Below are 23,209 nucleotides of genomic sequence, written 5' to 3'. Positions count from 1 at the left end.
GAATATAACGTGTTTTCAACAATTAGTGAATGGAGCTATCAACTCATGTCTCCTTTAATGGATGTCGCGAATGCTACGAAATCAGTACCTCTATTATTTGCGTTTTTATTAGGTGTAGTAGGAACCCTTGCTCCTTGCCAATTAACAGGAAACATTAGCGCTGTTACACTGTATGGCAATCAATCTTTACAAAAAGGACATGCATGGAAACATATGTTGTTATTCATTTCAGGAAAAATAATAGCTTTTACAACGCTTGAACTACTAGTATGGTTTTTAGGAAAAGAGATTCAGCAAATATTAACTTTGTACTTCCCGTGGTTACGAAAAATAATTGGACCTTTATTAATTTTAATGGGGCTAATGTTGGCAGGTATTATAAAGAGTAGAAATTTCTTCTCAATCAAATTTATACGAAAACAAAATGAAGTTGGCTCATTTTTATTTGGATTCTTCTTTTCCTTAGCTTTCTGTCCGACTATGTTCGTTTTATTTTTCGGAACGTTAATCCCTTTATCGTTCTCATTTAATTATGGTTACTTGTTTCCAACATTCTTTTCGATAGGAACTGCTATCCCTATCGTTATATTACTGTTCATCATCTCCTACCTTGGATTAAATGGGACACTACTTAAAAAGAGCCGAAATATAGGAAAAAACATTCAGCTTATAGCAGGGCTACTACTCATTTTAGTTGGCCTTTATGACATATCCTCATACTGGTTATAAATAAAAAAGGTAAGTTCCAGTGACTTGAACTTACCATTGCTAAAATAAATAAAATAGCAATCGTATATGAGATGATTGTTTCTTTCTTTGAAATTACTACATTCATTCATACATACTCCTCTTTGCTTGTTACTTTCATAATGAAAAATAATACCTTTATATACCCTACTAAGGTATTGTATATTAGCACCTTTTCTATTTCAAGTATTTGTAGTTTTTTCATTTTTTATCCCCTCATACCCTTACAAAACAAGGCATGTTTATAAGCATTGACACATATTAAAAGATACGTTACAATAACTATATATTAGTAAGTAACTAATGTAATTAAATTTAACTAGAGGTGAAAACAAATGAAAAACATTTTATTCCGTATTAACGAATTATCAAAAAAAGAAAAAGCATCTGGATTAACAGTTGATGAAAAACAAGAACAACAAATGTTGCGTCAAAACTATACAAAAACATTTCGTGGAAGCTTAGATTCCATTTTATTAAACACAAAAATTGTTGATCAAAATGGTCATAACGTAACACCAGCCGCATTACAAGATGCTCAAATACGTTTAAAATTAAGCAAATGAAATTAAAGCTAAATAAACAAACGTATAAAACGTAAAAAGAGCCGGAATTCCTACTTAGAAATTCCAGCTCTTTTTATTATTTTTTCTAATTTAGCAAATGAGCGATACATTGCAATTCTCCACGATACAATCATCGCAAATGCGAGTAAGAAAAACATTCCGCTTAACTCTGCTAAATCAATTGATTGACTTAAATATGATTTTAACGCTACTCGTACAGCTAATAATCCGACTAAAATAAATATAAATGCTTTTGACGGTTTCATATATATATATTCATTTCTTATTTCAAACTTCGTTGTTTTAATAAGAAATATAGAGAAAATAAGTCCTATACTAATCGCCTCTACTATTTCTAACGATGTTAATCGAAACTCTGGTAAGAAGTACATCATTGCGCCAGTACTCATAAAGATTGGCGGTAATATAATTTTCTTTTTCGTTACCGGTTTTTTCGCTGCTTTAAAACGAAGAAACATGACACCAACAGCCATACAAACCGCTATAATACTTGATAAAAGTGCTATCATCCTCTCCACTCCTATCTATTTAACAGACTTTTTGAGTAAAATCATAAACCAAACGAGCCCAATACTTATAATAACGTGACCTAATCCGGCCATATGGCTTAAACCGTTAAAGTCAGTTCCATTTACTTGTAGAAGTCCTCTCCATAGCATTGTAGCAATAGTAAAAATTAATCCTACATTATAAACTACAAACCATGCACGAAAGCTCTTTGTTTCTTGTACATGAAACACTTTACATAAAGCTAAAGCAATTAAACAGAATACGAAACCGAGCACTAATACATGTGTATGCACCAATTGCAACATTGTGGATCCTTTAATTCCTTGTGCTTTCGTATACTCTCTTGCAAATACTCCTGAAAATAAACCAATAATTAAGTAAATGAATGCCGCATTATATAATCTCTTCATTCTATTCCTCCTGTTGTAAACTTTCTATATTCGCTGCAATTATTTTAAGCAAAGTTTATGAACGGAATATGAACAAAATATTACATTCAATTTTTGAAAATAAAAAAACCATCCCACAATTAAAAATTGCGGAATGGCTTTTCAACTTATTTTAAATCTTCTATCGAGAAAGCGCCTGGAAGTAATTGCTCAACAGTCACTTCTTTTTCGTCGCCTTTTACATTCGTTAGTAAAACTGGCATTTTCGGTTCACAGAATTCAGCTATCACTTGTCTACAAGCACCACATGGTGAAATCGGTCCATCCGTTTCGCCTGTAATAACTAAGTAACTAAAATCGCGCTCCCCTTCTGATACTGCTTTAAAGATCGCTGTTCTTTCTGCACAGTTACATAAACCGTAAGAAGCATTTTCTATATTACAACCAGTATAGATTTTACCTTCTTTCGTAACTAACGCTGCACCAACAGGAAATTTTGAATACGGAATATATGCTTTTGCTAACATCTTATTTGCTTCTTCGATATATTTTTTCTTATCCATATTATTTCCCCCTCAAAGTACGTGTAATTATGATTAGTCAGTAATCACTGTATGAACTAATTTAGGTGCTACTGCTGTTTCAGCGATAGAAATGTTCTCATAGATTTTTGCTTTTACATCTTCTACATTTTCACGGTTTGCATAGATTGTTACGAATGGCTCGCCTTCTTTTACTGCATCGCCAATTTTTTTACGCAACATTAATCCTACTGCTAAATCGATTTCATCTTCTTTCGTTGCACGGCCAGCACCTAGTAACATAGCTGCGATACCAATCTCATCTGCAACAATGTTAGAAATAACACCTGAAGTTTTAGCAGGTACATCAATTACATACTTCGCCTGTGGCATTTTTTCTGGATTGTCTACAATTGAGCTATCCCCGCCTTGATTACTTAAGAACTCTTTAAACTTCTCAGTTGCTTTTCCGTTTTTCATCACTTCAATTAGCATTTCACGAGCTTCTTCTAATGTATTTGCTTTTTTCGCAAGTACGACCATTTGACTTCCTAATACAAGTACTAATTCTGTTAAATCTTCTGGACCTTCACCTTTTAACGTATCGATCGCTTCTTTTACTTCTAGAGCGTTACCAATCGCAAATCCAAGCGGTTGTGACATATCTGAAATAACAGCCATAGTTTGACGTCCTACATTATTTCCGATACGTACCATTGCATGTGCTAGTTCTTTTGCATCTTCTTCTGTCTTCATAAATGCGCCAGCACCTGTTTTTACATCAAGTACGATTGCGTCAGCACCAGCTGCAATTTTTTTACTCATAATTGAACTTGCGATTAAAGGAATTGAGTTTACTGTTCCTGTTACATCGCGTAATGCATAAATCTTTTTATCTGCAGGTGTTAGGTTTCCTGTTTGTCCAATAACAGCTACTTTGTCACGGTTTACAATATCAATGAACTGCTCTTTCGTAATTTCAACGTGGAATCCTTCTACCGCTTCTAATTTATCAATTGTTCCGCCTGTATGTCCTAAACCACGACCAGACATTTTTGCTACTGGTACGTCTAAAGCAGCTACTAATGGTCCTAATACTAATGTTGTTGTATCACCAACACCACCAGTTGAATGTTTGTCTACTTTAATTCCTTCAATTGCTGATAAATCGATTGTTTCTCCAGACTCAACCATCGCCATCGTTAAATCTGCACGTTCACGATCTGTCATATCTTTAAAGAAGATTGCCATTGCAAGTGCACTCACTTGATAATCAGGAATACTTCCGTCTGTATATCCATTAATAAAGAATTTGATTTCTTCAGTTGTTAATTCTTTGCCGTCACGTTTTTTTGCAATAATATCTACCATTCTCATTACAATCACCATTCCTTTTTATATGATATGAATCTGTTAAAATAATAAGCCAACGATTGTTGCTGATAAGAAACTTACTAATGTTGCACCGAACAGTAATTTCAGACCGAATCTTGCGACTACATTCCCTTGTTTTTCATTTAAACTCTTAACTGCCCCTGCAATAATTCCAATTGAAGAGAAGTTTGCAAATGAAACTAAGAATACAGAGATAATCGCTGTCGTTCTATCTGAGAAATTAAAGTTTCCTTGTGCTAAATCTGTCATAGCGACAAATTCATTTGATACTAATTTTGTTGCCATAATATTTCCGGCATTAACTGCTTCATGCCAAGGTACACCCATAATAAATGCAAATGGTGCAAATACATAACCAAGTATTTCTTGGAATGAAATACCGATTACACCTTTAAATATGGCATTAATGAATGCGATAAGAGCAACGAAACCGACTAACATAGCTGCTACTGTAATCGCAACTTTAAATCCATCTATAATGTACTCCCCTAATACTTCAAAGAAAGTCTTTTTCTCTTCTTCTTGTACTTCTAACATATCTTCTTCTTCAGTAACTTCATAAGGGTTAATGATAGAAGCAATGATGAAACCACCGAATAAGTTAAGCACTAAAGCGGTTACAACATATTGTGGTTTTAATAACACCATATACGATCCAACGATAGACATTGAAACGGTAGACATTGCAGATGCACATAATGTATACATTCTTTTCTCTGGCAATAATCCTAGTTGCTTCTTAACTGAAATAAACACTTCAGATTGTCCTAAAATCGCAGAAGCAACAGCGTTATATGATTCTAGTTTCCCCATTCCATTTACTTTACTTAATGCTAGACCAATAGATTTCACAATAATAGGTAATACTTTAATGTGTTGCAAAATACCTATTAAAGCTGATATAAATACGATTGGCATTAATACACTTAAAAAGAACGAAAACTCTTTTTGATTTACTAATCCACCAAATACGAAATTCACACCGTCAGCGGCATATTTTAATAATTCTCCAAAACCATCTGCTATTCCGCTAATTAATATATTCCCAACACTTGTATTTAATAATAGAAATCCCAAAATAAATTGTAATATAACCATCGTTATGATTGGACGATATTTGACTTTCTTTCTATCATTACTAGCAAGCCAAGCGATACCTAAAATCAATACGAGGCCAAAAACACCGATTAAGTATTTCATAAGCCGTTTCCTCCCATTCGTATCCGCTTACATTCTTTTCAATTGTTAAAGCAATAGATACACTTTACTTTGTGTATCTATTGCTTTTGATTTCATTAATGATTAGTAGTTATCTGTAGCACCTTTTGCATCATTTAATACGATTGCAACACTAGCACTTGCTCCAACGCGAGAAGCTCCAGCAGCTACCATTTTGTCTGCATCTTCACGTGTACGAACGCCACCAGATGCTTTTACACCAACGTTTGGTCCTACTGTTTTACGCATTAATGCGATATCTTCAGCAGTTGCTCCGCCAGTTGAGAATCCAGTTGAAGTTTTTACGAAGTCAGCACCAGCTTTTACTGATAATTCACAAGCGCGTACTTTCTCTTCATCTGTTAATAGGCAAGTTTCAATAATTACTTTTACAAGAGCTTTTCCTTTTGCTGCTTGTACTACTTCATAAATATCTTTTTCAACGAACTCGTTGTCGCCGTCTTTTAAAGCACCTACGTTGATTACCATATCAACTTCAGTTGCGCCTTTTGCGATAGCATCTTTTGTTTCGAAAGCTTTTGTTTCAGTCGTGCTTGCTCCTAATGGGAAACCAATTACAGTACAAACATCTACGTCATGTCCAGCTAATTCTTCAGCAGCTAGCTTTACCCATGTAGGATTAATACAAACAGAAGCGAATTTATATTCTTTTGCTTCTTCGATTACTTTCATAACATCTTCTTTTGTAGTATTAGCTTTTAAAATTGTATGGTCAATTAACTTTGCAATATTCATTATCTTCACTCCTCATATCTTTTAACAACTTCATTCTAACTCTAAGTTGAACAAATGTAAATACACTTTTGAAATTTTGTTCACTCTTTTTGAAAAGTTATTTTCTTGTAGTAAATAAAGCGCATTCTAACGAAGAAACACTTCCTATTTAAAATCAAAACTTTTATATTAACAATGGTAGTATGTATCTCAATATCCATAATTATTTTTAAAAAGGCAATTTGTATTCAAAAAACACTCCCATAATTTATACATAACAAAATAAAAGGCTTTCTCAAAATTAACATCTTGAGAAAGCCTTTTATTTCTAACCTTTTTTATAATGTAACACTTCTTTTGCCGTATGCTGATCGATAATTAATACATTTGCATACCCACCACGTAACGCACCATCAATTGCTTTTATTTTTCTATTACCACCAGCAACTAAAATAGAGCGTTTCTTTAATTTCAGTTCTTCTAACTCAATTCCAATAGTCCGCTTATTAATTTCTTCACTACTAATATTTCCGTCCCCATCAAAGAATCGTGAACAAATGTCACCGACCGATTGTTTTTTGAGTAAACTCGTTTCATCCTTATCGAAATAACCTAATCGGAATAATAGCGCTTCGTCTCGCACTGTTCCTACAGTGAAAATTGCAATATTTGCTTGTTTCCCCATTTCGATAATGTGATGAATATGTCGATCCTGCTCTACTAATTCTTTTGTCACTGCATTATCAAATATAACTGGAAGGGGGAGATTTCTTGGCGTCGTTTGAAAAGCATCTGCAAATAAAGCTATCGTCTCATTCGCATATGTATTTACACTCGAATGACTAATACCACCCTTTAACTGGACAACTTCTACACCTTTTACATGTTGCGGTACAATTTTTCTAGCGATTTCATACATCGTCATTCCCCAACTTACCCCAACGATATCACCAGTTTTAACCGTCTTTTCCATATACTCAGCTGCATATTTACTTATATACTCTGTAATCGTTGCATATTCTGGCACTGGAGAAAATACGACATGTGCCTCTAACAAGTTATACTTTTCTTTCAGTAAATTCCCAACGTTATCTAAATCAGCAAATGGATCGGCTATACTAATTTGAACAAATCCTTTTTCTTTTGCGTACTTTAATAATCTAGAGATAGTCGGTCTTGAAATATTTAATTTATTAGCAATTTCTTGCTGACTATAATCTGATTGATAATATAATCTAGCAACTTCAACGCTTAATTGTTGTTTATCTTTATCCATAGTAACTCATTACATATCCTTTCCTGTATTTCCTTTTCGTTACAAGCATTATACAGCTTTATGCAAAAAAATTCGACTCCCGAATTTTTTCTAACTGAACTTCTACTACACTTAATTTATGTAATGAAAACTTATTGTGTAGATTTACAAACTTAATATAGATACGCTTGAAGCATGTAAATTGATTAACATTTAATTCGCATTTTTTCTGCAGTAACGATAGCAAAGCCGTTCAAATTGCATGATAGAATTAAGTTATTGAACATAGAAAATCTTGTATATGAGGCCTAGGATATTAAAGACTTTTTTCTCATTCCTATAGAATTTCCATCCATTTTTCTGTAAGATTTAGTAAAGAGACCATTTTTGGTCTCTTTTTCATGCTTTTTCTTAATTCCATACGTAATGTCATTTAAAACCTTAGCTGGATGGGCATATGTGGTGACTCCTATTACATAAACACCCCTGTTATTTTATAAAGGCGATTTACTGGGAATTAAGTTAAAACGCCAATTATTACATTGCATAAAGTTACCAGGAGGGTATTCGAATTCGGATTCGGAGATTAATTCGAATCCAAGCTTCCGACAAATTGCATTTGAAGCTGGATTGTCAACTGAGGGGAAAGCATGAATATACCTATACTTATTCTCAGCGGATGCTTCTTCTATTGCCAACTTTACTGCAGTTGTCGCTATTCCTTTCCCCTGAAATGCGGGAAGGACGCTCCATCCAGTTTCGTACACACTTTCATCATTCCAAGTAGTTTGCCAATAGCCAACAGAACCTACTGATTCTCGTTCTGGTAACAATAAAATGCTAAACATACATCCTCTACTAACCAGTTCAAGGTACCGTTTGTGTCGCTTCAAAATTTGTTCTTCATTTTCTGGACCTCCAAGATGCTGCATCATCACTGGGGTGTTAATACGATAAAGTAAATCAAGGTCCTTGTCTTCCCAAGGTTTAATTTGAATAATATGATTGCTTCGTTCTAAAATTTTATTCATCCCCTTACTTTTTTCTTTCTTTATTTTTTCTTTACGGTAAGCAAAACTCCTTTATCTGTTCCATTAATCTGCACCGTTAGACAATAAGTAAAAATGAAAAATAGTAAAGGTTTTTATTCTCAAAATTTATTATAGATCATAATTCAATCATTCATCTTTTAGAGGCAACCTCCACATTTTTTTAGTCATCTAAACCACCTTGATTTTTTCTTATAAAGCAAACCGGTCAGATTATTGAGGAAGTCATTTTTAAAGTTCAAATTAGATATGTGTATAAAATTAGTATGAGGGTGTGAAATCAATTGTAAAATAGTAGTTGTGAAATAAAGTGAAACTTTAATCAGTGGGGGGTTCTTCATGCCCCACTGATTATTAGCCCTCACTAATCGGACATTTATGGGCAGCCCGTCCCCCACCTAACTTCTTTGCTTTCGCTGAATTTTGAGATGGTGGTCTCACTGCCCATTAAAGCGGGATAAATAAAAGAAATAATCAATAATGATTATTTCTTTTATTTATATACATATTTATTTTTGGAAAAACAATCTCACTCCAAATACTAATAATACCGCGCCTGTAATACCTTCTATTGTACGGTTCACTCTTTCTTTTCTTAAAAAAGTTCTTAATTGACGTATGAGTGAGATATAAAGTAAATACCATATCGCTGTCAAAGTCGTAAATATGACTCCTAATAAAAGAAATTGGAGGAAATGATTTTGATTACTTACAATAAATTGGGGTAAAAAACTAAGGAAAAACACAGCAGTTTTTGGGTTTAAAATTGCCGTAGTAAATCCTTGCCTAAAGCTTTTAATTGCTCCTATATCCTTAGAGTTCATTTCTATTGAACCTGACATATCTTCTTTTTTATGTAAGGCACTTTTAATTGACTTTACAGCTAAATAAATTAAATAAACAGCCCCAGCATATTTTATAAATGTAAATAACATAGCAAATTTCATTAAGATAGCAGAAAGTCCTAACGTAGCCATTATTGTATGAATCATCATTCCAGATATCGTTCCTAAAACAGTCTTTATCCCACCATTTTTACCATGCGAGATAGTATTTTTTGTAACTAGTGCAAAACCAGGACCAGGCATCATTATGATTAACATTGCTGTAAGGATAAATAATAGATAATTTTCCATGTTCTAGTATTTCCTTTCCAATTTTTAGTTTTGCTTACAGTATAGCTTTTTTCATTAAAACATTAAATTTAAAAGACTTGATCAAGGGTTCCGACAGGAAAATGCGGATTTACAAAGATAAAGAAATTCCAATATTAAAAACCACAACTTCTCCGTAAATTTATAGAGAAAATTGGGATTTTTATTACTTCATTAAAATTCTCTTTTCTTGAATAAAGCTGATATTAAAACTATCTTCAAAATTCCTTTTCAATACGAAAATATATACACATTAGTTAATTTAATGAGAAGGTCGATAGATATGAGAGGGTAATGATGTCTTTATATCACCTTTAGCCGAATTAATCTGCATTTGGGTTAAAAACATACTGGTGGACAGATTTGCACCACTGAAATTAACATCTCGCAAATCCGCACCAATAAAATATTAATATCATAAATTCTATTAATGGAAATATTAAGCATTTGTAAAACTTATTTTCAAATTCTCAAATACGCTTTTGAATATACTATGCTCGTATTTTCACTTGAAACTATCATTTTTTTCGCTATTTTTCAGTTCGGTTATCCTCAATAACACCTCCCCAATTCAAACCAAATGCGAAGTCGGAAATATTCCCTTCTTCATCAACATGACACTCCATGTCATGTGCAACATCTTCAAATTGTGTTTCTACGGTCTTCATATTCGCAGGCATTTGAAATAGTAGGAGGCCTGAGGGTTCGAATTTACCTATTAGTAATTCCATGATTACCTTATCTTCCATACCAAAATGCGTGAAAATAGCATCAACTTCTGCTTCAAATTCTTTAACAATTGTCGGATTGGATTGCATCAATGATACAACAACTGGTTTGCCTTTCATCTTTTTATTTGTATCGAGAACAGCTTCTAAATCATGAGAATTGTATGTCGTAACAGTCTTACCTTTGTATGATGGGTTAAGAACATCATTTTCTCTCGGATCAACCTGCAATACTTTGTTCACGAACAACTTCGGCAGTATACGGTTTGTATTGAAGGCTGATCGGGACATAGCCGTTCCCTCCATTAATCATTATTGGATGTAGTTGTTTCTGCTTAAAAAACTATTGGAAAAGGCACCTTAGGGTGCCTTTTTTCACTTCAAACTGAATGTCGGGATGAAAGGTGAAAAGTTTAATAAATATAAAAAGATTATGGATAAAATAATTAAGAAAGTTAATGAATGCGCTTTCAATGCTTAGGATATATGATAAAATAATATTTGGCTGGGAGTCCAACACTCCTATTATTAAAATTAAAGTGGTTATCAAGTCGGAGAAAGGCACCTTAGGGTGCCTTTTCTTTATTAATGGACATTCCTCCTCTTAAAAATAAATACTTTGAAAACCTTGAAGTATTTGAAAATCAATTTTATCAGCTTTTGTCCTTTGAATTATAAAATCCAATCCATTTTTAGTATGATCTGCATATCTAGGCATTACTTCAAGTGTATCTGTCAATGGTTTGGTGAAATCATCCCAATGTATTGGAATAACAAGTTTCGGTTGCACCTTTCTTACCGTTTGTTCGTAATACGTATTTAGGAAAGTACTTTCCTGCTTTCCTAATCCCCCTATTCCTAAAAATAAAACATCAGCTCGAATATCATCTAATGCTCCTTCTATATAGTTAGCACTTGGTTTAACAAGGAAAGCTCTATTATTATGTGTAATTAAGAAATCATACGAAGAGTCCTCATGATAATCTAAGGCTTTAGCTGGCTGTTTGAGTGGCTCCGTTACTTTTTCCCCTTCGTCAAAGGTTGGTGAATGTTTTGATGGAAGAACAGTAATAGTAAAATCACCAAACTGTATAGCCTTATTTATCTCGTATACAGACATCTGTTTTTTATTTATGCCACCACCAAGACCTACATTCATTGTTGATTCTGAACCATATAGATGTGTTCCCGTTCGTTTAGCAATATAAGCTAAATCAAATGCATGATCATAATGTGTATGTGCGATAAACAATCCCTTAAGTTTATTATTATCAACTCCTATTCTATTAAAAACTTTATCTATAGTATCTTCATCTGTTTTTAAATTGCTAAACACTATCCTTGGAAAAGATGGCCTAGAAATAAAACCATCAATCATTAATTGTGTATTACCATCATCAAATAATAAAGATGATGTTCCTAAAAATGTGACCTTTATCCCTCCTTGATCCAATACTTTTTGTATTGTCTTTGGAGCATAATATTCCTTGTATTGCTGAATATCTGCTGAAGGTATTAAAAATTTATAATAAACAAAAATGGAAGCAATTATCACCAATACTAATAACCCTATAAAAATACCCTTAACTTTTTTTCTTAATATATATTTCAAAAACAATCTCCTTTTCTAGACATAATATATTATTAATACATATTTTAAAGCAATATTACTGGATAACTAAACATATTTATTCCATATTTAGAAATTCAATCTTGATCGTTATAGTGTATTCCCCAACCATAATTCTTCACTAAAGGAGAAGCTCTGAAGAAAGCCCTAGATTTTTAAAAGAATTGTTTTCGTAGTTCATCTTTATTTTCTTCTATTTGATTTTTGATTAAGCAAGTTTTAAATTGCACATCTTTTTGTGTAAACTTATAAGGCACATTCATAATTAAATCGTATTCAATAGAAGGAATAGTAGGTTTTCCACATCTGGTGGCAGGTACTATGGCAGAAGTAAGCTTTTGAATATCCTGAAATAGTAATAAGTGTGTTCTTTTAACTCATATAACACCCTCTTTAGTAAATCGATTTTTCATAAATATATGATATTTACAGCTATACAAATATCGTCGAACTCCTGCTTCAATAATCCTTCCCTTTGGCCTTAATAAAGATCATTTCAATTTTCTATTATTTGAACAGAGTGACTTGCATTTTTTAACAACTTTATTTTGAATTAAATAGCTTTTTCGTCGCTTTATGTATAAAAATAAAAATTTCCAATCTATTTTTCACTTAGAAGGATTCCCCATTCTATAGATTTAAAACTATGACAATTTATAAAAACTGAAAATTACAACATATACAAATTAAAGATTTTTTACTAGCCATCACAATCTTATATTTATAAAATAAATACAGGGTATTTTGTAAAGCTATGTAAATTTTTAGGAATAGCTTTAGGAGAGACAATTTATGAATATACTTGTATCAAACTTAATTTATAACAAATCTACAAAAAGAAAAATTCAAATCCTTGAAATACTAAGTGGTGAACAAAAATCCATATCCTCTATTGAATTGGCAAAACAAATTAACTGTTCAAATCGGACTATTACAAGTGAAATTAGTGAACTTAAAATTTCGCTTCCTGAAACTTGGGATATAGTCGGAGAAAAATCTAGAGGCTACATGTTACAAAAACCAACAACTGACAGTCTTTCTCCAATTATTATGTCATCCATAAAAGACAGTATGATTTTCAAAATTCTCACAGAAATATTTATTAATAGGTATTATTCTTTAGAAAAGTGGTCGCAAATTTTATATATAAATAAATCCACATTACGGAGTAATTTAAAGGATTTTGAAAAATCTATATTAACTCCCAATAATTTAGAATTTAAACTAGGCTTGATTAAAATTAACGGAGAAGAAATCAATATAAGATTTCTTTATAAAGCTTTTTTCTTTAGTATAGAACAGTATACAAATGTAATTTCACTACCAAACGATTTAATGGTAAACATTAACAATACTCTTAATTCACATAATGTAAAAATAGATTCTAATTTATTAAAAGTGATTATTTATGTCTCTATTCAGAGAATTATTGGCAATCATTTCGCAGATACTAATATTCAGTTCCCTGTTATTTTTACATTCGAACAATCACTTTGTTTCAATGAAATAATCTCTATCATTGAGGATTACTGTATGGTGAACCTCCCTCAGGACGAAATAGACACATTAAATCTTGCTTTCTTTCTTTGTTCAACTAGTATTGCGCAACAAAAAGTCAAAACGCTTAAATATCTTGAGAAAAAAAACGAAAACTATTATCAAGATTTTTTAAAGCTTGTGGATATGCTTATTTCTAATAATAAAAGACATACTATACAAAGTGGTTATTTAAAATCAGAATTATGTATTTATTTTTATAAACTTTATGTTGCTAAACAGTATAAATTCTCAATGGACTGCTTTTATACACAGCCAAATTACCTAGTTCCCAGCTTAAAAGAAATGTATGATACAAATCATCTTATTATTTCTAAGTGGAATACTACTATCAACGAGAATAAATTTAATGAAAATGACATTAGTCACCTAGCACAACACACAATTCATATTCTTTACTCCACCTACTCCAGAAAGAATGTATTATTTTCTTTTTCAGGAAATCCAGCGTATGCAAAACTTGCCAATATGACTTTAAAGACACACTTTGAAGAGTCTATAAATATTCATTTAAACCTAGACAATTCAACAAAATACGATCTTATAATTACCAATGATGGAACAACTTCTTATCCTAATGATTCACCTGTTTATTTCATTCATCAATTTATTACTAAAAAAGATATCCAAGATATTAATGATTTACTATTTGATTAAAAGTTCCCTTCATAACAACATGGGGTACAAACCCTTATTTTCTTCCAAGCAAACCGTCTCACGCAAAAAACAAAGTGAGGCGGTTTGTTCTTTAAATAATAAAATGATTTTTAACACGTAAACGCATATAAATGAAAGATAATCACAGTTTAACAAACTTCAATTATTATTTAGCAAACAGATGATTTCCAATTTGCGCCACAGTTTGACGTGTTGTAATCCATTTGTCAGTGGATGTTTGAGGATTATAGAAATAGAGCCATTCCGAATTTGTTTCTTTGGAGGTGAGAGCCTCTTCTACTGCTATTCTTGCTTCCTGTGTAGCAGGCTGATTAATCCTACCGTCTGTAACAGGAGTAAATGCATAACCATTTTTAATGGGTTCATAAATTACGTCTTTAATTGTATTTGGAAAGCCATTAGCGTTAACCCGATTTAATACTACCTTTGCAACCGCAACCTTTCCTGCATGAGGTTCTCCTCCTGCTTCTGCATTTACTAATCGAGCCATTAAGTCCACTTCTTGTAATGAAATACCAGTATTGATCTTTAAGTGCTGACCGACAAAAATATGATTTCCGTCTATTTTATTGTTTTGTTTTATAGACTGTATTGAAACCTTATATTGTTGTGATATAGAACTTAATGTATCCCCGCTTTTCACTTGGTAAATTGCTTGATATGTATTCGTTGAAACTGTTGAATTATTATTTTGAACATATTCATTTGCAGTTGACGATCCTGGAATTGTTAAGCTTTCTCCAATATTAATTTGATCATTTACTTTGCTATTAGCTTGTTTAAGTAATTGTACGGACACTCCATATTGTTTACTTATCGCTTCCATAGTGTCATTTTTTTGAACTGTATAGACTGTTGAAGCTGCAGCCCCTACTGGATTTGATATTATTGTAATCATTGCTGCAGATAGTGGTAACCAGGTTTTCACCTTACATAACTTCATTCAAAAAAACCTCCTAAAAAATTCAAATAAGCTTAATTATGTTTAAACTAAAAATAAATCAAGCTAGTTATAGCGTAACAAAACATATAATTTAAGTCATTGTATTTGCATTTCTATATACACAGTTAAATTGCCGATGATATTAACGTTTAGGTTTCAATAGAACTGTATAATCTGTCCTAATCCTCAAATTAAAAACTACCTTGAATCTATAAGAGTTTCAAGATAGGATCTTTAATACATTTCTTCTTCAGTTATATACGTATTTCCATTTTAACTTTATTACGAATAATAATTTGTTCATATACAGGCTTTAACTTAATTTAAATAACCTTTTACTGTTTGCACAGCTGGCTTCACTTCACAATTTTTTGTCTAATTGCCAGTACAGCTGCTTGTGTACGATCTGTTACTTCTAACTTTTGCAGAATTTTATGGATATGAGTTTTAACCGTTCCTTCCGAGACACAAAGAATTTTTGCTATTTCATGATTTTGTTTCCCGTAGGCTAATAATTGTAAAACATCAATTTCTCGTTTCGTTAAAGCCTCTGCATATTCATTTGCTGTACTATCCTCCTCAGGAACATTATCATACTTCAAAAATTGCGCAAAAGCATGATTTGCTGTCGTACTATTATAAATCATGGCCCCTCTATTCATGGCACGTATACCATCTAACATTTCCTCTGTTTCTGTATCTTTTAATATATATCCAACTGCACCGGCGCGAATACCATCTAAGACATATTGCTGTACATCAAACGTTGTTAATAAAACAACCTTAGTATTTGGTAATTTATCCATAATATTTTTAGTAGCCTCGATACCGGATATATCAGGCATTTGAATATCCATAATAACCATATCTGGAACCGTCTCTAAAGTTGTACTAATTACCCCCTGCCCGTTTTCACATTCTCCTATTATCTCCATATCTTCTTGCATTCCAATAATATAACATAGGCCCTTTCGAACAAACGGTTCATCATCAGCCAGTACAATTCGAATCTTTTCTACCATCATCCTACTCCATTCTTATGAATTGGAATCCTCGCTTCCACACGTAATCCTTTCGGTTCATTTAAAGTAAAGGAACAACTGCCCCCGACCAACTCACAACGTTTTTTCATACCATTCAGACCAAATCCCAATTCTAATTCCTTATCACCCTTAAATATGCCATTATCAGCAACTGACAAACTTACTACTCCATCTATTTCTATAACACTCACAATAACAAAATCTGCATGTGCATGTCGTAAAATATTTGTTAAAGACTCTTGTAAGATACGATACATTATTGTACTTTCCTCCATTGTCCACTCAGATATTTTTTCACTGTGAATAAATTCTATTTGTAATAGTGAGTTCGCCTGAACCTGTGAAATTAATCCCTTTAAGGAAGTAAGTCCAAGATCCTTTTCATCACTTGTCCACTCCCTTACAGCAGTTCGGATCTCTTCCATCCCTTTACGTGCTACTTTTAAAAGATCGTCGACAGATTCATTTGCTGCAGTTGGTTTTTTCTTTAACATAATTTTAAGCGCTTGTAATTGAATAATAAGTGAGGTCATTTGATGTCCAAGTCCATCGTGAATTTCTCGCGCTAATTTTGTTCTCTCGGCAAAAGCAGCATATCGCATTGAAAGTAGAGTTGTTTCTTGTAGTTCAGCATGGGCTTCGTCTAATTCTTTTAACTGCTTTTGATTTTTTTGATATGCTTCCTTTAGCTTAGATGTACTACGAACCGAAACATAGATACCAGTTATCATTAATATTTCTTGATATGGAAACAGATTAGAACTTATAAACAACATTAATATTATGCCAGTTATACCAGATAACACAGTCGTAGTTCTTGCCCACTTTGGTTCAGCCGCAGCAAGAAAAATTAGAAGTGGTAATAATACATAGTTGGGATAACCAGGGTAAAAAAAATGTACCATACAAGACAATATTACTAATACAGAGAAAAACAACAAATATTTTTTTTCATTCCAACGGTATTTAGGTGCATTTAACATCCATAGATAAATTGCTACAAATATACTACATACCCATATTGCAAAAGTACCATATGGAGCGAAGGCTTTATAAAAAAACAGACACAACAAAATACTTCCAATTGCATTCCCTACATGACTACCAATAAATTTATAAAATGTTTTTTCCATATTGATAGAACCTCACCCCCTATTATTAAAGTATTATATTTCCCCATAAATAGATGTTGATTTCCTTATTTATTAATTACGAATATAAAAATTCATATCTAGATATTTCATGGTAAATAAAATTTTTGAGATATATGATTTCCCATATAAACTGCAGAAAATATATTTATAAAATAACGTATTAATATTAGCTATGTTATAAGACAAAGGAGCTATAACATTAAAATTCAATTGATTTGAAACTATAATATCTATAAATTGTTGTGAATACCGGTATTCTGTTACATACGCTATTACAACACCCCAGATCAATAATCAACAATGATAAATATGAAATACCAGCTATTATCATAATTATAAGTACAGTTAAATTTGGTTAAGAAATAGATACTTTCTCGGCAAACAAATAAATTTCGTTTCGTTTCGTTTAGAATTAAGAAAAGGACCAGTACAATATGTAGGGTCCTCTTCTTAAGATAATCGTTATTTTACGGCTTCTTTTAATTCTTTTCCAGCTTTGAAAGCAGGTACTTTTACTGCTGCAATTTGCATCTCTTCACCTGTTTGTGGGTTACGATCTGTACGAGCAGCGCGTTCACGAACTTCAAATGTTCCAAATCCGATAAGCGTACTTTCTCTCCGTTAGCTAAAGCTTTTGTAATTTCATCTAGAACAACTTGCGTTGATACAGCAGCATTCTTTTGGGACAGTTCTACTTTTTCTGCTACATTTTTTACTATTTCTATTTTATTCATTACCGTCATTCCTATAATTGTACGTGAATGAAATTATAACGAATTTTATATTTCATTACACCATTTAAGTGCTTGCCATGATTTAATGCTAGATAAAATAAATAAAAATATTTTATACTACATAAAATTCTCAAATATTTTTTATTATCCTATTTACTCTTAATCAGATGAACTAGAGTACAAATCATATAAGTGATTATTAACTTAATTATTTATATCTTTGTTTGTAATGACCATGCTTAACAACCTGTCGAGGTTCAATCTCTTCGCATCCCCTCTTTAATATATCTTCTGAAATATCTACAACTATAGTATTGGTTAGTACACTTACTACATACCCTTGCAATTTCACCTTAGAATTATCTCGATATGTAAAGCGTACAAGATCCCCTTTATTAACTTCGGATAATTTGCACATATAAACCTCCTATGCAATATTTGCAATTGTTTCTTCAAACTTCCTTTGTAATTTTATAATCATCAATTGGGTTGTTTTCTGTTTCTCTAAGGATATTCAAGTGTATGAGTATATATAAAAATGAGTTCTCAAGTTCAAACTAGCTCATATCCCTCTTTTTACACTATATTTTAAGTCTATTTATAAACTATTTATTTAAATTTAACGCAATATACACTTCTGAATTTTTTGTTTTTCTTTCCTGTCCATTCTTAAAACACGAGTTGTTAGAGGAAGCAAAACCAAATGGTGCTATAAGTAACAATATAAAACTTATTCTATAAATTGGAACGATCCCTTAAAAAATTAATGACTTTTCTCTTATACAGAAATTTCGTATATCTTAGTTTTTCATGTTAGCAAAAATAAGGTAGGTAGATTCTCTATTTATATTGGAAGAAACCCCTTCTGGCTAGGAATGCAGAAGAGGTTTACAATAAGGGATCTTGCTCTTGCAATTTTTAAGGAGACAACGTGTTTAGTTGTCAGTTATTATTATTACACAGATCTCTTTCAATAAGCGTTCTTAAATTTCCTTATTAAAAGCAAAAATGAAAATGTTCAACAAATACTATTATGTTATGATTTTATTGCAAAGATGGGAAAGCAATAATAGATATTATGACACGGAAAAATAGCCGGTACTCAATTTGAGTACCGGCTATTTTTGTATTTATATAGAAGATTCACTAAATTAACGAATTTTATTACCCCTACATATTGTCTTATATTAAATGAAAATGCCTCCAATTCCAATTGGAGGCATTTTCAAATCATGGCAGAATAGAATTTTTTCTCTTACTACTTGAAGTGGATCCTATTAATTATCATATCAAGCTATCTTTATCACATTATGATCAATATAAGACAGCTTATTTAAAATATAGATAATGTTATTTCTCAGTATTCAATAAATATTTCCCCACCATAGCAGCAGCGATTCCACCTAGGATTGGAGCAACAATGAATACCCATAATTGAGAAATAGCTTCTCCACCAGCAAATAATGCCGGTGCAAAACTACGTGCAGGATTCACAGAAGTTCCTGTTAATGAGATACCTAATAAGTGCACTAACACTAAAGTAAAACCAATCACAATTCCAGCTAAATTAGTAATCCCCTTTTTACCAGTTACAGCGATAATAACTAAAATAAAGATAAATGTTAACACGAATTCAACTATTAATGAACCCGATGCCCCTAAATCTCCAAAACTATTCTGACCTAAGTTACTTAATGTCATACCCGATGATTTTAAAATGGTTACTAAGGTTACAGTTCCTAATAAAGCACCTAAGATTTGTGCTACTATATAATACGCAAGCTCCTTAGCCGTCATTCGTTTATTTATAAACATGGCAATAGATACCGCAGGATTCACATGGCAACCAGAAATTGTTCCAATGCTATATGCCATAGCAACAATTGATAATCCAAAGGCCATCGCAATCCCTAAAACACCAATTCCTTCCACTCCCCCACCTATTACCGCTGTTCCAGTCCCAAATAACACCAATACAAATGTACCAATACATTCAGCAATTGCTTTGTTTATCATGATTTTCCTCCTTTAAATATGCATGAAACAATTCTATAGAGTTATAAATCGTTTCATGTTAATTAAGTTCTCTTTAATAGAACTACAAATTAAAAAGCATTCACTTTTATTACAAGTGAATGCTTTTTAAAACACAGTGAATAAGATACTGAACTTGAATAAATACATTACAGTTCATAAAAAACTCAATTAAATTATAACAAACACAAAATAGTATTTTCGTTACATTTTTTCCGGTTAAGCGGTAAAAATGTAACGAAAATTATCCTTTTTGACATTTTAATATTATCGTTGCCAATACTTATTCCAATTAATTGATACACATTACATCTAATGAACTTCTCGTATTTAAGGGTAGGAAAAATTCATAAGTAACCTCTGGTGATTACTGTTTTTGTCTAATTTCCTATTTCTATTGTTACTACCGAATTTCAGTATACAACATGAACTTATAGAAACAGTAAAGGTTAATTCAAATGATAAATACAACTTTTAATTGAATTAATGTCACCTTCCGTTAACTTTCCTGAAAAGTATATAATTGGGGTTTTTGTATTTTGTGGCTGATAATTAGTAATAATAAAATCATATTTTATTCCATCATTAATTGAATTATATATTTTTACATTTCTCCCAATACTATTGGTTAATGTTGAATATATAAATCGCTTCTCCACCTCTATACCGTTAAATAAAAACAAAATATTAATTTCATCTGAGAAAGAATTTAAAAGGAGTGTCACATAAGTGGTGAAAAATTCAATTTCTTCTTTATACATTCTTTTTTCATTATGAGTTTTATTCCAAAATGAAACCAAGGTCCTATCTTCTTTGTAATTCTGTAAAGACTCATTTTCAAGTTTATCCAATGAACTGAAATAGAATCCTAATGATAAATTATATTGACTATAAATTAAGCAATAATAAAAAACAGAACTTAAACCTGCTACTAATTTTTCCTTTTTTTCTTTTTTTATATTATGTTTTTCCATAAGAATATCGATAAGCTTTAAATAGTTATGATAATCATTGTTTTTAAATTCTTTTAAATATTCAAGCGTTACCTCACTTTGTTTGCTCGTAGTAGCGAATGCTAAGATTAAATTAACATGTAATGCTTTTATTTCATTTTCAGGTAACTTGATTGAATAATACCTCTCAAACTTTAGAATAATTTCAGTAATACAATCGGCTTGGTGGCTATCATATATAGGTACATCTTTAATTTCACTTTTTATATAACTTTTATTGGACACTCTATTTATACAAATAGATAAAATAACACACAACATCTCAAAATCTACCGTTACTTTATACCCTCGTAGAATATTTAAGATCTCTTCCCTTAGTATATTTGGCAATAAGAATTGCTTTGTATATTTTTGCGTATTATAAAATAAAGCGTGATAATAATGCCTAATATTTAGTTCTTCCCCATCTAATTTGATTTCTCTTAATTTAATTTCTAACATGCTCTTTTTAAGCATTTTTTTATGTTCTTTTATATGTTTTTTCAGTGTTAATTTATTTACAAATAAATTTTGAGACCACTTTTCCAACGTATAGCATTTGTTATTAAATAGGCCGAGCATAATTTTATATATTATACTTTCATCTAAATACGAATTTATAATAGGTAATATCGAATCAGTAACGGGTTTAATTAATATATACCCTTTCAATTTTATGCTAATAATATCCCAATGTTCAGGAAGGTCGCTTTTCAGTTGAGAAATATCGTTTGAAACCGTCCGAATTGAACATTGAAGTTGCTCAGCTATGTCTTTAGAAGGCACCAATTTTTGACCATTATCTAAAATTTCAAGAATTTGAATCATTCTTTTTACTGGTTTATCATGAATTAGACTATGTGTAAACTCAAGCATTAATATTTCCTCTCTTTTAAATGTATTTACGATGCAGAATAGACTAATAAAAAAAGATTCTATTTAATGAAAGTAATTTTTCTACATACATATAAAATTTAGGACAACACTAATACTCTTTCTGTGTTACGACCTTATTATATATTCCATTCTTAAATCATACATTCTTTATTCTATTCCTACTTACTATAAGTTGTTTTGTATTTTAAAATCGGAAGGGCATATGAATCAGGCTTCTCAATGCATACACTTATTAAAAATAAAATTGTAAAAGTAATATCCATAAATACACAAATGAATGAATGTCAATCATTTATAGACTTGTATAAACTTATTAATATTCTTTCACAACGATAATTAATAAGTTTCATTCTCTAGTGAAAATAACCACTAATTATAAAGTTATCATTCTTATTATCTTTAGACATCTATCTTAAGATTGATTTTTTATAATCCCCTCTATCTATAGATAGAGGGGATTATAAAAAATCAAGTTGTGGTGCAAATGTATAATGAAGAACTATTATAACCGAAAGCATATTTACATATGATCAAAACGTATATTCCGCTAACGAAAATTATGTAAATAAGCTATCCAGAGGTATTTTTTCCCAAAACATTAACGATACCCAACGTGGTATAACAACCATAAATTCAGTGAAGTTCTTACTCTCTCGCCTTCGCAATTATATGAACGAAAAGAACGATGAATGAAGATTTAGATACTTTTTGAAGGATGATTTGTTTTTCTATTTTTTCTAATCTAATCTCTTCTCCACTCGCTCCATTGATTCTCTCATTTCTTTCAATTCTAATTTAATTATTTAGGAACTCATTTCACCCAACAAATCAGACCTGTACTAATTCAAAAGGCATAAGAGATAACATTTCTCTTATGCCTTTTATACACCTATTAACTATTTTTAGTCATAAATCTTAAACGTATTCCTAATAACACAAGAACAAGACCAACGAATGGAAGGTAGTTCATATCATGTCCTGTAGCTGGAAGTTGTTGATCATTAGAAGAACCATGTCCTTTTTCTGGTAAATTAGGATTTTCTGTTCCTTCACCCGGCTTTTCTGTTTCTTCACCCGGCTTTTCTGTTCCTTCACCCGGCTTTTCTGTTCCTTCACCCGGCTTTTCTGTTTCTTCACCCGGCTTTTCTGTTTCTTCACCTGGCTTTTCTGTTTCTTCACCTGGCTTTTCTGTTTCTTCACCTGGCTTTTCTGTTTCTTCACCTGGCTTTTCTGTTTCTTCACCTGGCTTTTCTGTTTCT

General features: G+C 31.6%; 21 protein-coding genes and 3 pseudogenes. 3 read left to right on the top strand and 21 right to left on the bottom strand.

The window, feature by feature from the left end:
• The first annotated feature begins 9 nt into the window (after positions 1–9).
• Both AC3WTI_RS00515 and AC3WTI_RS00510 read left to right on the top strand, forming a co-directional pair.
• Positions 10–729 carry an urease accessory protein UreH domain-containing protein gene (locus tag AC3WTI_RS00515; RefSeq protein ID WP_253621543.1) on the top strand — a complete coding sequence of 240 codons (720 nt, stop codon included), beginning with the start codon at positions 10–12 and terminating at the stop codon, positions 727–729.
• 353 nt (positions 730–1,082) lie between these two features.
• Positions 1,083–1,313, top strand: a complete 231-nt coding sequence (locus AC3WTI_RS00510; RefSeq protein ID WP_087959485.1) for a DUF896 domain-containing protein — start codon at positions 1,083–1,085, stop codon at positions 1,311–1,313.
• Between the two features lie 50 nt (positions 1,314–1,363).
• On the opposite strand, the gene AC3WTI_RS00505 is transcribed toward AC3WTI_RS00510, so the two are convergent.
• From AC3WTI_RS00505 to AC3WTI_RS00445, 13 genes and pseudogenes are all read right to left on the bottom strand, one after another.
• Positions 1,364–1,843: a CcdC family protein gene (locus AC3WTI_RS00505; RefSeq protein WP_087959484.1), complete on the bottom strand. Its 480-nt coding sequence runs from the start codon at positions 1,841–1,843 to the stop codon at positions 1,364–1,366.
• Positions 1,844–1,858: 15 nt separating this feature from the next.
• Complete coding sequence (locus AC3WTI_RS00500; RefSeq protein ID WP_087959483.1) at positions 1,859–2,254, bottom strand: DUF2871 domain-containing protein; 396 nt, start codon at positions 2,252–2,254, stop codon at positions 1,859–1,861.
• A gap of 146 nt (positions 2,255–2,400) precedes the next feature.
• Positions 2,401–2,796 (bottom strand): cytidine deaminase, encoded by a 396-nt coding sequence (locus tag AC3WTI_RS00495; protein WP_000358522.1) that lies wholly within the window; start codon positions 2,794–2,796, stop codon positions 2,401–2,403.
• Positions 2,797–2,829: 33 nt separating this feature from the next.
• Positions 2,830–4,131, bottom strand: coding sequence for a pyrimidine-nucleoside phosphorylase (locus tag AC3WTI_RS00490; protein WP_097842072.1), 1,302 nt, complete (start codon positions 4,129–4,131; stop codon positions 2,830–2,832).
• 36 nt (positions 4,132–4,167) lie between these two features.
• Entirely contained in the window at positions 4,168–5,349 is a 1,182-nt protein-coding gene (locus AC3WTI_RS00485) for a NupC/NupG family nucleoside CNT transporter (protein ID WP_097842073.1), read from the bottom strand.
• Between the two features lie 102 nt (positions 5,350–5,451).
• Positions 5,452–6,123, bottom strand: a complete 672-nt coding sequence (deoC, locus tag AC3WTI_RS00480) for a deoxyribose-phosphate aldolase (RefSeq protein WP_001017444.1) — start codon at positions 6,121–6,123, stop codon at positions 5,452–5,454.
• Between the two features lie 307 nt (positions 6,124–6,430).
• Complete coding sequence (gene deoR / locus AC3WTI_RS00475) at positions 6,431–7,378, bottom strand: DNA-binding transcriptional repressor DeoR (protein WP_087959481.1); 948 nt, start codon at positions 7,376–7,378, stop codon at positions 6,431–6,433.
• Between the two features lie 473 nt (positions 7,379–7,851).
• Positions 7,852–8,388, bottom strand: a complete 537-nt coding sequence (locus AC3WTI_RS00470) for a GNAT family N-acetyltransferase (protein WP_097842074.1) — start codon at positions 8,386–8,388, stop codon at positions 7,852–7,854.
• A gap of 527 nt (positions 8,389–8,915) precedes the next feature.
• A complete protein-coding gene (locus AC3WTI_RS00465; RefSeq protein ID WP_097842075.1) occupies positions 8,916–9,542 on the bottom strand; it encodes a LysE family translocator in 627 nt (208 codons plus the stop codon).
• Positions 9,543–9,822: 280 nt separating this feature from the next.
• A pseudogene (locus AC3WTI_RS00460) lies at positions 9,823–9,966 on the bottom strand (pentapeptide repeat-containing protein); the annotation flags it as partial.
• A gap of 124 nt (positions 9,967–10,090) precedes the next feature.
• Positions 10,091–10,592: pseudogene (locus tag AC3WTI_RS00455) on the bottom strand (glycoside hydrolase family 3 C-terminal domain-containing protein); the annotation flags it as partial.
• A gap of 300 nt (positions 10,593–10,892) precedes the next feature.
• Positions 10,893–11,900 carry an MBL fold metallo-hydrolase gene (locus tag AC3WTI_RS00450; protein ID WP_097842076.1) on the bottom strand — a complete coding sequence of 336 codons (1,008 nt, stop codon included), beginning with the start codon at positions 11,898–11,900 and terminating at the stop codon, positions 10,893–10,895.
• A 173-nt stretch (positions 11,901–12,073) separates the two neighbouring features.
• Positions 12,074–12,199 (bottom strand): DUF6157 family protein, encoded by a 126-nt coding sequence (locus tag AC3WTI_RS00445; RefSeq protein ID WP_370452595.1) that lies wholly within the window; start codon positions 12,197–12,199, stop codon positions 12,074–12,076.
• A gap of 511 nt (positions 12,200–12,710) precedes the next feature.
• On the opposite strand from AC3WTI_RS00445, the gene AC3WTI_RS00440 reads away from it, so the two are divergent.
• Entirely contained in the window at positions 12,711–14,132 is a 1,422-nt protein-coding gene (locus AC3WTI_RS00440; protein ID WP_087959477.1) for an AcpB/EbpR/MafR family transcriptional regulator, read from the top strand.
• Positions 14,133–14,298: 166 nt separating this feature from the next.
• Here the strand turns inward: AC3WTI_RS00440 and AC3WTI_RS00435 are convergent, their stop codons facing one another.
• From AC3WTI_RS00435 to AC3WTI_RS00400, 8 genes and pseudogenes are all read right to left on the bottom strand, one after another.
• Positions 14,299–15,096 carry a cell wall hydrolase gene (locus AC3WTI_RS00435; protein ID WP_000762325.1) on the bottom strand — a complete coding sequence of 266 codons (798 nt, stop codon included), beginning with the start codon at positions 15,094–15,096 and terminating at the stop codon, positions 14,299–14,301.
• Positions 15,097–15,452: 356 nt separating this feature from the next.
• Positions 15,453–16,118, bottom strand: coding sequence for a response regulator (locus AC3WTI_RS00430; RefSeq protein ID WP_087959476.1), 666 nt, complete (start codon positions 16,116–16,118; stop codon positions 15,453–15,455).
• A complete protein-coding gene (locus AC3WTI_RS00425) occupies positions 16,118–17,272 on the bottom strand; it encodes a sensor histidine kinase (protein ID WP_087959475.1) in 1,155 nt (384 codons plus the stop codon). Before AC3WTI_RS00425 ends, AC3WTI_RS00430 begins: the two co-directional genes overlap by 1 nt.
• A 483-nt stretch (positions 17,273–17,755) precedes the next feature.
• Positions 17,756–18,027 (bottom strand): annotated as a pseudogene (locus AC3WTI_RS00420) (HU family DNA-binding protein).
• Between the two features lie 208 nt (positions 18,028–18,235).
• A complete protein-coding gene (locus tag AC3WTI_RS00415; protein WP_000335216.1) occupies positions 18,236–18,445 on the bottom strand; it encodes a DUF2187 family protein in 210 nt (69 codons plus the stop codon).
• 932 nt (positions 18,446–19,377) lie between these two features.
• On the bottom strand, positions 19,378–20,043 hold the full coding sequence (locus AC3WTI_RS00410) for an aquaporin (RefSeq protein ID WP_097842077.1): 666 nt from the start codon (positions 20,041–20,043) through the stop codon (positions 19,378–19,380).
• Positions 20,044–20,510: 467 nt separating this feature from the next.
• Entirely contained in the window at positions 20,511–21,929 is a 1,419-nt protein-coding gene (locus tag AC3WTI_RS00405; protein WP_087959473.1) for an AcpB/EbpR/MafR family transcriptional regulator, read from the bottom strand.
• Between the two features lie 913 nt (positions 21,930–22,842).
• Positions 22,843–23,209: LPXTG cell wall anchor domain-containing protein (locus tag AC3WTI_RS00400; protein WP_492304291.1), on the bottom strand; the 367-nt coding region annotated here is incomplete at its 5' end.

This window comes from Bacillus sp. EB106-02-03-XG38, assembly GCF_058792175.1.
This window is presented reverse-complemented; position numbering and strand designations above follow the sequence as displayed.

What these genes read in the sequence shown, in the direction of transcription:
- AC3WTI_RS00510 (WP_087959485.1), top strand. Translation starts at nt 1,083, where the DNA reads ATGAAAAACATTTTATTCCGTATTAACGAATTATCAAAAAAAGAAAAA.
- AC3WTI_RS00505 (WP_087959484.1), bottom strand. Translation starts at nt 1,843, where the DNA reads ATGATAGCACTTTTATCAAGTATTATAGCGGTTTGTATGGCTGTTGGT.
- AC3WTI_RS00500 (WP_087959483.1), bottom strand. Translation starts at nt 2,254, where the DNA reads ATGAAGAGATTATATAATGCGGCATTCATTTACTTAATTATTGGTTTA.
- AC3WTI_RS00495 (WP_000358522.1), bottom strand. Translation starts at nt 2,796, where the DNA reads ATGGATAAGAAAAAATATATCGAAGAAGCAAATAAGATGTTAGCAAAA.
- AC3WTI_RS00490 (WP_097842072.1), bottom strand. Translation starts at nt 4,131, where the DNA reads ATGAGAATGGTAGATATTATTGCAAAAAAACGTGACGGCAAAGAATTA.
- AC3WTI_RS00485 (WP_097842073.1), bottom strand. Translation starts at nt 5,349, where the DNA reads ATGAAATACTTAATCGGTGTTTTTGGCCTCGTATTGATTTTAGGTATC.
- deoC (WP_001017444.1), bottom strand. Translation starts at nt 6,123, where the DNA reads ATGAATATTGCAAAGTTAATTGACCATACAATTTTAAAAGCTAATACT.
- deoR (WP_087959481.1), bottom strand. Translation starts at nt 7,378, where the DNA reads ATGGATAAAGATAAACAACAATTAAGCGTTGAAGTTGCTAGATTATAT.
- AC3WTI_RS00470 (WP_097842074.1), bottom strand. Translation starts at nt 8,388, where the DNA reads ATGAATAAAATTTTAGAACGAAGCAATCATATTATTCAAATTAAACCT.
- AC3WTI_RS00465 (WP_097842075.1), bottom strand. Translation starts at nt 9,542, where the DNA reads ATGGAAAATTATCTATTATTTATCCTTACAGCAATGTTAATCATAATG.
- AC3WTI_RS00440 (WP_087959477.1), top strand. Translation starts at nt 12,711, where the DNA reads ATGAATATACTTGTATCAAACTTAATTTATAACAAATCTACAAAAAGA.
- AC3WTI_RS00435 (WP_000762325.1), bottom strand. Translation starts at nt 15,096, where the DNA reads ATGAAGTTATGTAAGGTGAAAACCTGGTTACCACTATCTGCAGCAATG.
- AC3WTI_RS00430 (WP_087959476.1), bottom strand. Translation starts at nt 16,118, where the DNA reads ATGGTAGAAAAGATTCGAATTGTACTGGCTGATGATGAACCGTTTGTT.
- AC3WTI_RS00425 (WP_087959475.1), bottom strand. Translation starts at nt 17,272, where the DNA reads ATGGAAAAAACATTTTATAAATTTATTGGTAGTCATGTAGGGAATGCA.
- AC3WTI_RS00415 (WP_000335216.1), bottom strand. Translation starts at nt 18,445, where the DNA reads ATGTGCAAATTATCCGAAGTTAATAAAGGGGATCTTGTACGCTTTACA.
- AC3WTI_RS00410 (WP_097842077.1), bottom strand. Translation starts at nt 20,043, where the DNA reads ATGATAAACAAAGCAATTGCTGAATGTATTGGTACATTTGTATTGGTG.
- AC3WTI_RS00405 (WP_087959473.1), bottom strand. Translation starts at nt 21,929, where the DNA reads ATGCTTGAGTTTACACATAGTCTAATTCATGATAAACCAGTAAAAAGA.